This is a genomic window from uncultured Turicibacter sp., assembly GCF_938044715.1.
GTDB lineage: Bacteria > Bacillota_I > Bacilli_A > MOL361 > Turicibacteraceae > Turicibacter > Turicibacter sanguinis.
In genome coordinates, this window is record NZ_CALIOS010000050.1 from 65,826 (window position 1) to 79,572 (window position 13,747).

General features: G+C 34.3%; 9 protein-coding genes. 5 read left to right on the forward strand and 4 right to left on the reverse strand.

What is annotated here, in order from left to right:
• Positions 1–203 precede the first annotated feature (203 nt).
• The 4 genes from QWC74_RS05280 to QWC74_RS05295 all read left to right on the forward strand — a co-directional run bounded on the left by QWC74_RS05280 (position 204) and on the right by QWC74_RS05295 (position 6,499).
• Positions 204–1,307 carry a nicotinamide-nucleotide amidohydrolase family protein gene (locus tag QWC74_RS05280; protein WP_288993937.1) on the forward strand — a complete coding sequence of 368 codons (1,104 nt, stop codon included), beginning with the start codon at positions 204–206 and terminating at the stop codon, positions 1,305–1,307.
• Between the two features lie 90 nt (positions 1,308–1,397).
• The gene (pgk, locus tag QWC74_RS05285; RefSeq protein WP_006784483.1) at positions 1,398–2,609 is read left to right on the forward strand and encodes a phosphoglycerate kinase; all 1,212 of its coding nucleotides are present in this window, start codon (positions 1,398–1,400) and stop codon (positions 2,607–2,609) included.
• 83 nt (positions 2,610–2,692) lie between these two features.
• The gene (gene tpiA, locus QWC74_RS05290; protein WP_006784484.1) at positions 2,693–3,439 is read left to right on the forward strand and encodes a triose-phosphate isomerase; all 747 of its coding nucleotides are present in this window, start codon (positions 2,693–2,695) and stop codon (positions 3,437–3,439) included.
• Between the two features lie 261 nt (positions 3,440–3,700).
• Positions 3,701–6,499 carry a hypothetical protein gene (locus QWC74_RS05295; RefSeq protein WP_006784485.1) on the forward strand — a complete coding sequence of 933 codons (2,799 nt, stop codon included), beginning with the start codon at positions 3,701–3,703 and terminating at the stop codon, positions 6,497–6,499.
• A 426-nt stretch (positions 6,500–6,925) separates the two neighbouring features.
• Here the strand turns inward: QWC74_RS05295 and QWC74_RS05300 are convergent, their stop codons facing one another.
• Entirely contained in the window at positions 6,926–8,590 is a 1,665-nt protein-coding gene (locus QWC74_RS05300) for a ribonuclease J (protein ID WP_006784486.1), read from the reverse strand.
• 233 nt (positions 8,591–8,823) lie between these two features.
• On the opposite strand from QWC74_RS05300, the gene QWC74_RS05305 reads away from it, so the two are divergent.
• Positions 8,824–9,003: an SdpI family protein gene (locus QWC74_RS05305; RefSeq protein ID WP_006784487.1), complete on the forward strand. Its 180-nt coding sequence runs from the start codon at positions 8,824–8,826 to the stop codon at positions 9,001–9,003.
• Between the two features lie 330 nt (positions 9,004–9,333).
• On the opposite strand, the gene QWC74_RS05310 is transcribed toward QWC74_RS05305, so the two are convergent.
• From QWC74_RS05310 to QWC74_RS05320, 3 genes are all read right to left on the reverse strand, one after another.
• Positions 9,334–10,062 carry a GntR family transcriptional regulator gene (locus QWC74_RS05310; RefSeq protein ID WP_006784489.1) on the reverse strand — a complete coding sequence of 243 codons (729 nt, stop codon included), beginning with the start codon at positions 10,060–10,062 and terminating at the stop codon, positions 9,334–9,336.
• Between the two features lie 314 nt (positions 10,063–10,376).
• Complete coding sequence (locus QWC74_RS05315) at positions 10,377–11,741, reverse strand: TrkH family potassium uptake protein (protein ID WP_006784490.1); 1,365 nt, start codon at positions 11,739–11,741, stop codon at positions 10,377–10,379.
• A 120-nt stretch (positions 11,742–11,861) separates the two neighbouring features.
• Positions 11,862–13,580 carry a B12-binding domain-containing radical SAM protein gene (locus tag QWC74_RS05320; protein ID WP_006784491.1) on the reverse strand — a complete coding sequence of 573 codons (1,719 nt, stop codon included), beginning with the start codon at positions 13,578–13,580 and terminating at the stop codon, positions 11,862–11,864.
• Between the last annotated feature and the right edge of the window lie 167 nt (positions 13,581–13,747).

Here is a 13,747-nt window from a genome sequence, read left to right on the forward strand (position 1 = left end):
AAAAGCTATCTCTTTGGAGATAGCTTTTTTCATTAGTGCATAAAAATAGGAGAGATGGTCATTTTAAAATGAGAGGTGAAAATATGAAGGTTGCGATTTTAGCGATTGGGAATGAAGTGCTTTGTGGAAAGACAATTAATACGAATAGCGCATTTATTGCAAAAGAGGTTGAGCAATTAGGTGGGAAAATCGTTCACCAATAAGTGGTTCCTGACGTATTAGAAGAGATTGTGGAAGGACTTAACGTTGCTTATTCTTATGCGGATATTGTGCTGACAATTGGTGGTCTTGGACCAACAGTTGATGATTTATCACGTGATGGTGTGGCGATGTATTTTAACGAAACGCTTGTGTATGATGAAGAGATTTATCAAGGAATTGTTGAGTACTTTAAACGCACGAATAGAGCGATTCCTAGTAATAATGCTAGACAGGCTTATAAATTTAAAACAGGGCTTGTTTTAACGAATAATAATGGAACGGCACCGGGATTGTTTTTAGAAAAAGATAATAAGTCTGTATTTTTATTGCCAGGACCTCCAGCTGAGCTTCAGGCAATGTTTTATGAAAGTGTGACACCATATTTCTTGACAGAAATTAAAGAGCGTAAAATTAGCAACAGTTATCGCCTTTGTGGTATTGGTGAGTCGTATGCAGAGGAAATGATTTTATATTTATATGATAAATATCCTCATTTAAATATTGCTCCTTATTGTGCGGTTGATCATGTGGATTATATTGTTTCAACCACAGAAAGTTATGAAACAGAGTTGCGTGAGTTTGATGAAGAGTTTAAAAATCTTATGACGGATTACTATATTGGAGATCAGAATACCGATCTCCCGACGGAAGTGGTTCGTTTGTTAAAAGAAAAGCAGTTGACGATTGCAACCGCTGAAAGTTGTAGTGGTGGATTGCTATCTTCTGAAATTGTGAATGTAGCGGGTGTTTCTTCTGTTTTCTTAGAGGGTATCGTGACGTATAGTTATGAATCAAAGATGAATCGACTTCATATTGATCGTGATCGTTTAATGGAGCATGGAGCAGTTTCAGAGGAAATTGCATATGACATGGCGAATAATTTAAAAGAGTTAACAGGTGCTGATGTTACGATAGGTGTAACAGGAATTGCAGGACCAGATGGTGGTTCAGAGTTAAAGCCTGTTGGATTAGTTTATGTCGGACTTAATGTATGTGGCAAAAATATTATTAAATCTTACATTTTTAATGGTAATCGCGAAAAAATAAGACAGCGTACTGTCGCAGAATCTTTATATTTGTTGCACTACCATTTAAAAGCGCTTTAAAAATATGATGTCAGACGGTAATGTTTGAATTATATGTAAAAAAGCGTTAAAATAATATTGTGAAAAAATTTTTTAAGGAGGACTCATCACATGAACAAAAAAACTGTTAAAGATGTTGAGTTAAATGGAAAGAAAGTCCTTGTACGTGTTGATTTCAACGTACCAATGAAAGATGGAAAAATTACTAACGACAATCGTATCGTAGCTGCATTACCTACAATCAAATACATCTTAGAAAATGGTGGACGTGCTATTTTATTCTCTCACTTAGGGAAAATCAAATCTGAAGAAGATAAAGCGTCTAAATCATTACGTCCAGCTGCTGAGCGTTTAGCTGAGTTATTAGGACAAGACGTTAAATTCATCCCGCAAACTCGTGGAGCTGAATTAGAAGCTGCTATCGCTGAATTAAAAGACGGTGAAGTATTAATGTTCGAAAACACTCGTTTCGAAGATTTAGATGGTAAAAAAGAATCTAAAAACGATGCTGAATTAGGAAAATACTGGGCTTCTTTAGGAGATGTATTCGTAAACGATGCATTCGGTACAGCTCACCGTGCTCATGCATCAAACGTTGGAATCTCTGCTAACTTAGAAGCAGTAGCTGGATTCTTATTAGAAAAAGAAATCGAATTTATCGGTGGAGCAGTTGATGCACCACAACGTCCAATGGTTGCTATCTTAGGTGGAGCAAAAGTATCTGATAAAATCGGTGTTATCGAAAACTTATTAGACAAAGCTGACAAAGTATTAGTTGGTGGAGGTATGATGTTCACATTCCTTAAAGCACAAGGGAAAAACATCGGTAAATCTTTATGTGAAGAAGATAAATTAGAATTAGCAAAAGCTTTATTAGAAAAAGGTGGAGACAAATTAGTTTTACCTATCGATACAGTTGCAGCTAAAGAATTCTCTAACGATACTGAATTCCGCGTTGTTTCAGTTGATGAATTAGCTGACGATGAAATGGGATTAGATGTTGGACCTGCTACTGTTGAGTTATTCTCTAATGTATTAAAAGATGCTAAAACTGTAGTATGGAATGGACCAATGGGTGTATTCGAAATGTCTAACTTCGCTAAAGGAACTATCGGAGTATGTGAAGCTATCGCTAACTTAGAAGGAGCTATCACTATCATCGGTGGTGGAGATTCAGCTGCTGCTGCAATGCAATTAGGATACGCTGATAAATTCTCTCACATCTCAACAGGTGGAGGAGCTTCTTTAGAATATTTAGAAGGTAAAGAATTACCAGGTGTAGCATCATTAAGCAACAAATGCTGTGGATGCGGATGCAAATAATTTTTAAAAACTAGTCTTTAAATAGGGAATTCACCTTTTGTGAGTTCCTATTTAAACTTAAAATTTATATAGAGGTGAACGTTGTGAGAAAACCAATCATCGCAGGAAACTGGAAAATGAACAAAAACTATGATGAAGCATTAGAATTCATCAAAGCTGTAGCGGATAAAGTACCAAGCTCAGATAAAGTAGAAACTGCTATCTGTGCTCCAGCATTATACTTACGTTCATTAGTTGAACATCAAGGAGAAAACTTACGTATTGGTGCTCAAAACATGCACTTTGAAGCTAATGGAGCTTTCACTGGAGAAATCGCTCCAGGTATGTTAAAAGACTTAGGAGTAACTTATGTTATTTTAGGTCACAGTGAACGTCGTGAAATGTTCAATGAAACTGATGAAACAGTTAACAAAAAAACTCATGCAGCATTTGCTAATGGATTAGTTCCAATCGTTTGCTGTGGGGAATCTTTAGAGCAACGTGAAAATGGAACAACTAACCAAGTTGTAGATTCTCAAATCGTTCGCGCTTTAGAAGGATTATCATTAGAGCAAGTTAAAGAAACAGTTATCGCTTATGAACCAATCTGGGCTATCGGAACTGGATTAACTGCTACTGATGAGCAAGCTAATGAAACTATCGGATACATCCGTAAAGTTGTTGCTCGTGAACACGGACAAGAAGCTGCAGATGCAATCCGTATCCAATATGGTGGATCAGTTAAACCTAGCACAATTGCTGGTTTAATGGCTCAACCAGAAATCGATGGAGCTTTAGTTGGTGGAGCTTCATTAGATGTTGAATCATTCTTAGGATTATTGGAATTCTAATATTAATTTAACAAGCACACACACATGCTTAAAACAGTCATCTTTCTTTTGAAGATGGCTGTTTTTTTATGGATTAAATTGTGGATAACCTTGTTTTTGAAATTTTTATTTGGTAGAAAGTATATTTCTGGTTCTCTATAGATTTTTAGAACCTAATTCTTATTATCTTAGCTATCATTCAAATCGCCTAATTTCTACATAATAAGCAAGATATCGTGAATAATAAGTGTAAGATTTTGATTTTTTGTAGAGGTGGTTGGGATGAAGTTGAAGGAATTTTTAATGGTCATTATTGTGTTTATTAGTTTGATTCTGACTCTAGTAATTGGAGATATGAATGTTTCGGCTAGTGAGCAGAAGGTGAAAAGTGTTAATAAAAATATTCAATCTACGAGTGACATTCCGTTTATTCCTGAAAATTATGCTTATCGGGATTGGCGAGCTGTTGCAATGGATTTTAATCGGATGCTATTCAATTTTGATGAGTATCACTATGGTTATATTGATCGTAGTTATCGAAATACAGGACGTGAGTCATTAGGTTTTTTGACTTATACCTCTGATGAACAGGATATAAATCAGGCTCAGGCTATTACGGCAATAGGAGCTTTATTGTCTGCAAATTTGATTGGTAGAGATGAAATTGGTGAGGAGTTTTTAAGTAAACTTGTACCGTTAGTGGAGTCTTATTATAATGTTGAGAATGGTGAGGGGATTCTTTTAAATTATGAGAATGGTAGTAGTCTTGAACTATCATTTTGGGAACAGGTATATCCTGGAATGCTGTATTTTATGTTGATGGATCGATATGAGGCAACACTTGATTCGGAGCAGATTTTGAGAAGCATAGCAGATAACTGGTACGATGTGGTGATGGATTTAGGTGGAAGTCAGGGAATGGTTGATTTTGCTTATACGGGATATGATTTTAAGCAGAAGGTTCCTTATGATAATGGAGAATGGACAGAACCAGGTGCAGCAGCTGGGGTTGCGATGATTCAATATTTTGCGTATGAGCGTTTTGAAGATCGTAAATATATGAAAGCAGCCACCGAGTGTATGAAATATTTAGAAGAGTTTCAGCGAAATCCGGGATATGAGGTAGTTTATTTATATTTACCTTATTTATCGGCACGTTTGAATGCAATGGAAAATGGTCATTTTGATACGGCAAAATATATGGAGTTTTTCTTTACTGAAAGTGATTATCGTCATGAGTACGGGATGTTTAATGGGGAATATGGAACGGGATTAATTGGTTCAAGAACTGAATATGGTGGAACACCAGAGTCATTTGCTAGTATTGTTGCAGCAACAGCGTTAGTTCCGATGCTAAAATATGATCAACGTTATGCAATTGAGGTTGGACGCTATATTTTACATCTAACACAGAGTTTGAATTTATTTTATCCTAATAATACTGTGATTCCATTTGATAGAGTTTCACGGATGAATGAGACAGAAAATCAAAAACAATCGATTTTAAGTGGGGCTTATTTAGGATTGTTGGCGGCAATGATTGAACAAACGAATGTTGAGGGGATCTTGAAGGTAGATCTTAATACAAATGATTATTACGTGGATGAAGAGAAGAATCTGCCTATGTACTTGTTGTTTAATCCTTATGATAGTAAGCAAGAGGTACAATACAAGATTCAGTCAGAGGGAACGGTCAACTTATATAATGTAATGACGCAAGAGTTTATAACTAAAAATGTTAGTGATCAGACTAGTATTACAATAAATGCGACCGATGCAGTAATTTTGGCTGAGGTTCCTGTAACTGAAGGTGAAAATAAGTATGATGAACAACGTAAGATTGAAAATAGTGTAAATGCTAAAGTATTAGGAGCTGTTAATTTTGTAGGGTTATCTCAATATGAACCGATTTCTGATAATTATTCGCTTGATCTAGATATTAAAACAATGGAGGACGATGCAGTTTCTAATATTAATATTTATATGGATGGGAATGCAATCTTTCAAAATGTTAATTACTCGAAACCTTATGTTGTGGATGTTAGTAAGTTGGCAAATGGATATCATTTGATGAAAGCTGAGATTATTACTTCGAGTGGACTTAAGGATTATGCATATGCTCGCATTTTTATTCAAAAAGATGAGAATCCTTACTTATTGAATGAACTTCCAAATAATTTGATTAATTGGACACCAGTTAATGATGGTAGCGTGGAGTTTATTAATGGTGATAGCGAGGTTCGTGTCAGAGGTGGAATTGAGAGTCAGCCATTTAATCTTGATTTTAGTCAGGTCCCAATGATTGCGATGGAGATTGCTGATTTTACAGAGCCTTGGTCTTTATTCTTAAAGGTGAAGGAGACAGGAGAACGGTTCTATATTTTTGAGAATTCAACTGAAGCGGGAAGAATTAAAATGAGTTTGAATTATGCTTTACATCAATTAAATCCTAAGAATTATCATTTATTAGGTGAGCATGAAGTGTCTTTAGAGCTTGAGACTAATGGTGAGATAGATGTGAAAAAGGTTCGTTTATTTAATCAAGGGTTACAGCCAATGAAAGAGCGAGCTTGGAAAACGGCATTTACAACACAAGAGATTACACATTGGCAGGCAAGACTAAATGCTTTAGGAAAAGTGAATTATTATGATGGTAGTGCAGTAGTTAAAAATTTAAATAAAGAGGGGAGTGGCGGAATTCAGACGTCTTACTTTGAAGTAGATTTAGAGAAAAATCCAAAGTTTACAATTAATGTTAAAGATGTTGATGAACTTTGGTCATTACTTGTTTATGTAGAAGGTGATCAACGAGGATATTATCTTCAATATCCAACGAATAAGACAGGCGTGTTTTCATATGATATTTATGATACCTTAAAAACCGTTTATCAAACGAATGAGATTCCAGGACGACATAATCTTCAGTTTTGGATTGTAAGTAATGGGGCGTATGGAGCTCAGGTTGATTTAGAATCTTTAAAGTTGGAGTACTCTAAGTCATGGATTGAATGGACTGTGATTGGAACAGTAGCCTTTTTAAGTGTTGTTGCAATTTTTGTGAATGTGAATAAGGATTTTTAAAAATCTCTCTTTTGAGAGATTTTTATTTTGGGCGGGAAAGGGGAAATGCCTCATCAGAGGAATCGATAGTTTTTGATACAATATGACTTAATTTTCGAAAGTGACAAGTTTTGATAATTAAAGATAATTATTTCAAAAATATTATCAAAATTGATCGAGCGAAATTTCGTTCGTCACAGTATTTCATATTTACTATTTATTTAACAGTATCAATGATTTAAATACAACAAATCGTAAATGTAAACAAAGTCTTATTTTAAATCTGAAAAGAAGTGTTAATGATATAAAAAAAGAGTATATCCTGGGAAATAATTTAAAATTATAGATATAAATATAAAAATTTTGATTTATCCACAGAACTTCTAAAAATGATTTAAAATTATATAAAAAGAAAAAAGTATCTGCAAAAAATTGCAGATACTTTTTTTAAACTTCCATGATGATTGGGAAGATGCTAGGTCTTCTTTTTGTTTGTTCGTATAGATAACGTTCTAATGATTTTTTAACGCGAGTTTTCATGACCATAATTTCGTTTGTATCGTTTTCGAGTAGCATTTGAAGCTCATTTTTAGCGATTTCTTTGATATTGTTCATTAGTTCTTCTGCTTCTTTGACATAAACAAAGCCACGAGTTAGAATGTATGGCTCACTAATGAGTTCTTTTGATTGTTTATCAATAGTGGCAACGATGATAATCATTCCACCTTCAGCAAGCATTTTGCGGTCTCTTAAGACGATGTTTCCGACATCTCCAACACCAATTCCATCGACAAGAATGGCTCCTGTACGTACGCGGCCATTGATTTTTGCTGAGTTATTTGTTAATTCAAGAATTTGTCCTGTTTCTAAGACTTTGATATGGTCTTTTGGAATTCCAACACTGACGGCTAAATTTTTATGGTGTACAAGGTGACGATATTCACCATGAACCGGCATAAAGAATTTTGGATGGGTAAGACGTAGGATAAGTTTTAGTTCTTCTTGGCAAGCATGTCCTGAAACATGGACTGATTCTAAGTCTTTATAGATGACTTCCGCACCTTTTTTATAGAGTTGGTTAATGACACGGCCAACGAGTTTATCGTTACCTGGAATTGGTGAAGCCGAGATGATGAATAGGTCATTAGGTTGTAATTTAAGTTGACGATGTGTAGAGAAGGCAATACGGGCAAGTGCTCCCATTGGTTCTCCTTGACTACCAGTTACGATTAAGGTCAATTCATTTTCTGGTACTGTATTAATCTGATTAATATTAATCAACATATCGTCATCTATGTGAAGATATCCTAATTCCATTGCTACTTTAGAGATGTTTTCCATACTACGTCCGCTGAAGGCTACTTTTCGATTAAATGCACGGGATGCATCGATGATTTGTTGCATGCGGTGGATATTTGAAGCGAAAGTAGCGACAATAATGCGACCTGTTGCACGATCAAATAGTTTCATGAAGGTATCGCCAATCGCCTTTTCAGACATGGTGTATCCTTTGCGTTCGACGTTTGTGCTATCTGACATTAAAAGTAGAATTCCGGCTTGTGCAAGTTCTGAAATGCGTTCTAAATCCATTGGTTGATTGTCAATTGGAGTATGATCAACTTTGAAGTCTCCAGTGTGGAACAGAATTCCTACTGGGGTATGGATTGCAAGGGAACAGGCGTCTGCTATGCTGTGAGTTGTTCGAATAAATTCAATGGATAAATGATTAAATGCAATAACATCACGAGGATTGACGACGTGAAGTTTAGTTGTTTGTAGTAATCCATGTTCTCTTATTTTATTTTCCACCAAACCTAAGGTAAGTTTCGTCCCGTAAATTGGCATGTTAAGTTGTTTTAGAATGAATGGGATAGCTCCGATATGATCTTCATGACCATGAGTTATGAAGAGCCCTTTAACTTTGTCTTCGTTTTCGAGTAGATAATTAATTTCTGGAATGATTAAGTCTACTCCGTACATATCTTCATCGGGGAAGGCAATCCCACAGTCAATTACAATAATTTCATCATCGTATTCAATAGCAGTCATGTTTTTACCGATTTCACCTAAGCCACCGAGTGGAATAACCTTTAATTTTATATTTTCCTCCAAGTTTGGTCACCTTCTTTTTACATAGTTAAACTTAGTATGAATCTAAAAAAGAAAGCTATACGATTAGGTTTTTGTAGGAAAATTATGGTATAATATGCGAAGGTAAATCCGACATTATTATGATTCCAATTTGTGTGTTAAGCTTGTTTTAAAAGAGTTAGGACTATGTTAAATGTAGGTTAATCTTATGTAATAGAGTGTACGTAATTAGATTCTAAAGAAGGAGCGAGGATATGGAAGTTTTCTTTTGGGTTACTGATTTGTTAATTCCAGTGATGATGATTGTTGTAGGATATTTCTTTAAAAAGCATCCACCAACTACTATTAATTCGGTTTATGGGTATCGTACTAAGCGTTCTATGGCATCTAAGGAGGTTTGGGTATTTGCTCAGCGTTATTTTGGTGGATTATGACTTAAGGTAGGATTAGGATTGTTATTTATCATTATTTTAGATAAGCTGTTAATTCCGATTGCAGCAGAGAATTTGTCATTGATTAATGCCATCATTAATTTGATAGGATTAATAGTTCCAATTTATTTTGTTGAGAGAAAATTAAAAGATGATATTAATTAAACTAAAAAAAAGAGAGTTTGTTATGAACTCTCTTTTGCTTTTCTTTATTGTCTAGCAACAGTCGCAACACACTGGTAAAATTCAAAGACACTGCTCAATCTGATGATTGATTCGTGCCTTTTTCATTTTCAGCGTGTGAAAAACGCGCCTTATTGCTTTTCTTTATTATCAAACTGTTAATTCTACTACGTATTTATATTTATCTGATCGGTAGTATGTTGTAGTATATTCTACATTACGGTTGTATTGGTCTTGACTGATACGTGTACGTTTTAAGACAGCTGCATTAAGTGGTATTTCAAGTTCTCTACTGATTTCCTCATCTGCAAGCATGGCTTCGATGTATTCTTCTGCATGAGAAATTTGGATGTTTTGAGTTGATAGTAATTGGTATAATGATCCGTAAAGTTCAGCGTCAAATGGTAGATCTAAAAATCCTGGAACGTATGAGATACTGTACATGATGATATCGTTGTTAACCATACGAATACGACTTAAACGTAATACTTTATCTGTTGGTTCAATGTTGAAGGCTGCGACAACGGCAGGGTCTGGAGTAACTAATGAAATGTTGATTTGTTTATTTTTTAAGATGTATCCTTGTTCTTGCATTTTTTGTGTAAAACTTTTAACTGTTGATAATTTGTCCGCGATTGCATTTGATAAAACGACTGTACCTTTTCCGCGTCCGCGCTCTTTTCTTAATAATCCTTCGTTTACTAATTCATTAACGGCCTGGCGAATAGTCATACGACTAACTCCAAATATTTCTTCTAGTTCATTTTCCGATGGAATAGTACTTCCGACTGCATATTCGTTGTTGATAATCTTATGTTTTAGAATATCTTTTATTTGTAAATATAAAGGTTTAGAATCTTTTGAGCGATCAAGAACCATTATATGAAACGCCTCCTCCTGTTTTTAAAAACGTTATCATGTTTAATAATATCATAATGTTTTTAAGCCGTATTTTCAATAGCTTAGATGATTAAAGTTAAAAGATATGGATGTTTTTTCCTGTTAATGGATTACTAATAGTTTAATAATAAACTATAATCGTTAAAACATCTTACAAAATGCACTGTAACTATACTCCTGTTATTATTACTTTTATTCGAAAATAAAAAGATAGAAACTTATTTAAAATAAGTATCTATCTTTAATTTAACATATGAAAACAATTTCATTGTACAAAAATGTACAAATTTGTTTTATCCAATTATAATATCAACTTTTGGGTATCTAACTTTAGCAGGATGCACATTTGCTCTGAAAATCATTAAGAACGCAATAATTCCGATACGACCGATGAACATTGTGGCAATAAGCACGAGTTTTGCAAATGATGTTAGACTACCCGTGATCCCCATTGAAAGACCAGTTGTTCCGAATGCCGAGCAAACTTCGAAGAAAATTTCCATTAATGGAAACTGGTCACTCATACAAATTAAAAGAGTAGAGAGTGAAACGATAAATGTTGCTACAATGTAAATCATAAATGATTTATAAACGGTTTGAGTTTCAATTTCGCGTCCATAAATGTTGACATACTGTTTTCCACGTGCGAATGAAAGAATAGCAAGAACCATTAAGGCAAATGTTGTGGTACGAATTCCACCACCAGATGAGTTAGGCGACGATCCCACAAACATTAAACCACAGAACATAGTTAGTGTTGCAGTCGAGAAGGCGTTCATATCAACAGTTGCAAATCCTGCATTACGTGTTGTTAATGAGTTAAATGTTGCATAGAAGAATCCTTCTATTAAACCTTTGTCTGCTAAGAAGTGATTCCATTCAAATAGGTAGAATCCAACAATACCCACAACCCATAATATAATCGTTGTAACCATCGTCAATTTTGTGTAGATTGAAAATTTAAAACGCTGTTTTGTCCTACGACACTGAAAGTATTTTTTAATATCTAAAATCACTGGGAATCCCATGGCACCAAAGAACATTAAAAACATGTGAAGTGTTTGAACGAAATAATCCTTTTGAAACGGCATTAATGATGAGCCAGTTATATCGAACCCAGAGTTTGTAATAGCTGATACAGTTGTGAAGAATCCTTGAAGCATAGCTTGCCAATAGATTGGATAATAACCTGCGAAATAATAGTAGTTTCCAAGTATGAGCATAAAAACTAATTCAATGGCCAAGAAAGAGATTAAAACGGATTTAACGAGTTTAACTACACCACTTAAGTTAATCTGATTCTGGTCAGTCATAATTAAGGCTCTTTCCCGTGTTGAAATTTTATGGCCTGCTAGTAACCAAATAGCAGTTGAAATCATCATTAACCCAAGTCCCCCAATTTGTAGGTTAAGAGCAAGAATTAAAATTCCTGGTATACTAAATGTATCAACTGGTGATACGGGGGATAGCCCTGTATTACTAAGACCACTTGTTGAAATAAATAAAGCATCTAGAAATGATAATGAGACACCTTCATTTAAACTAAATGGTAACCATAATAAGAAGGCAAATCCTATGGTAAACATGAAATAGTATCCTACAATTAACCTTGTTGGCGTTGAATGGATAAAATTCCTTAATTTCTTAACAATAAACATCCTTAGGCACTCCCTTTAAAATAAACGCATTGAACTTATATATCATTCAAAATTGATTATAACACTAATGACTGTAAAATATATGCAAAATTTTAACAAAGTAAGTCAAATTCCTCATCGCTATTTCACAATATAATATTGTGTAGTTTGATTTGGTAAATAGATGACGATTAAATAGTGTAATTCTTTTGATGGTTTTAACTGATTATCTAGATAAACAGGTTCTAGAACAGCATATTTAAAGATATCAGGTAAATTAATTTTATGTGTATTTAACAATTCTTTCATTTCATCTGATGATTCTGCTAATTGATTAATGATTGCTCGGCGCTCCTCTTTTTGTAGGCGATCTTGCCACCAAATTTTCGGTTTAATTTTACTATTCGTTAAATAGTCTACTTTCATGTATGAAAGTATGGTTGGCATTTGGTTATAATCGATGCTCTCTAAGAAATCATATAGTCTTGTAAATAAATCGCTAAGTTGATAACGAATCCAAGGGTATCTTTCATTCCAATACACTCCAAATCGATACATGAAGTCAAATGGAGAAGTCTTGAAGTCATTGTCTACTAAGAATTTCATGGTGTAATCCATACGATGAGCATTCCAATAACGCTCTAAAATTTCTTCTGCTAAGTGGATTTTCTCAACATCACTTTCAGATAGTTTATCGTTGCGTTTCATTTCGTATGGGGCGAATTCATCATAAACGTATCCAAATTCATCGGCTTGTTTACGAAGTCCTGTTCCACGTAGCATTTTTAAGAATCCAAGTTGTAATTCTTCTGGACGAAGCGCGAAGACATCATTGAATGATTGCTCGAATCGATCGTACGGTTCTTCGGGAAGTCCAGCAATTAAGTCGAGGTGAAGAACGATTTTTCCACCTTGTTTAATACGTAGGATATTTGTTGTTAATTTGTCGAAGTTTTGACGACGTTTAACGAGTTTATTTGTTAATTCATATGTTGATTGAATTCCAATTTCAAAACGGAATAATCCTTCAGGGGCATGTTCATTTAAATAATCGATTAACTCGGTTGGCATGATGTCTGCTGTAATTTCAAATTGAAATTGAGTGCCAGGGAGATGTTCTTCAATAATAAAGTCGAAGATGTTTAGAGCATATGTTTTGTTAATATTGAACGTACGATCTAAGAATTTGAACGTTTTAGCACCATGCTTCATCAGATAACGAATTTCGTTTTTTACATTTTCGATATCAAAGTAGCGTACTTTATTATCAACTGATGCTAAACAGTATTGGCATGAATAAGGACACCCGCGTGATGTTTCAATATATTGAATTCGATTTGGCAGATGAGGAATATCTTCTTCGAAGTAGAAGGGAGATAAGATTTCCTTTGGATCCAAAATTGGAGCTTCCGCTGCTTTGATTAACTCGCCTGTTACTAAGTTTTTATAAACAATTCCACGTACTGTGGTGATATCTCTTTGCCCATGCAATGCTTCCATCAGTTCACGGAAAGATAGTTCTCCTTCACCGTAGATGATGTAGTCGATAGCACATCTTGAGAACCAAACATCAAAATCATATGAAACTTCAGGTCCACCCATCAAAATTGTAAGGGTTGGATCTTTTTCTTTTAACATATTGATTAAGGTTAAAGTTTTTTCAACATTCCAAATATAAACACTGAATCCGATGATTTTTGGATTTGTTGCAAGTAAATCGTTAGCAATGTTTTCTAATGTATCTTTTAATGTGTATTCCTTTAATTTAATATCAAAGGCTGGTGCATTCGCTTTTAAATATCGAATGGCTAAGTTTGTATGAATGTATTTTGAATTTAACGTAGTTAACGTAATTGACATATGTAAGCACCTCATTTTTTATCTTTTTCATTTTAGCACAATAATGAGTAGGATACCTATAGGTTTTCATCAGGATAGAGTGGTTGTATTGCTATTATTTGAATTTTAAGACAATTAAAACTATTAAAAGTATAAAATTCCTTTTTATGCTAATACTTTTAATATGC

What these genes read in the sequence shown, in the direction of transcription:
- QWC74_RS05315 (WP_006784490.1), bottom strand. Translation starts at nt 11,741, where the DNA reads ATGTTTATTGTTAAGAAATTAAGGAATTTTATCCATTCAACGCCAACA.
- QWC74_RS05310 (WP_006784489.1), bottom strand. Translation starts at nt 10,062, where the DNA reads ATGGTTCTTGATCGCTCAAAAGATTCTAAACCTTTATATTTACAAATA.
- QWC74_RS05305 (WP_006784487.1), top strand. Translation starts at nt 8,824, where the DNA reads ATGGAAGTTTTCTTTTGGGTTACTGATTTGTTAATTCCAGTGATGATG.
- pgk (WP_006784483.1), top strand. Translation starts at nt 1,398, where the DNA reads ATGAACAAAAAAACTGTTAAAGATGTTGAGTTAAATGGAAAGAAAGTC.
- QWC74_RS05295 (WP_006784485.1), top strand. Translation starts at nt 3,701, where the DNA reads ATGAAGTTGAAGGAATTTTTAATGGTCATTATTGTGTTTATTAGTTTG.
- QWC74_RS05320 (WP_006784491.1), bottom strand. Translation starts at nt 13,580, where the DNA reads ATGTCAATTACGTTAACTACGTTAAATTCAAAATACATTCATACAAAC.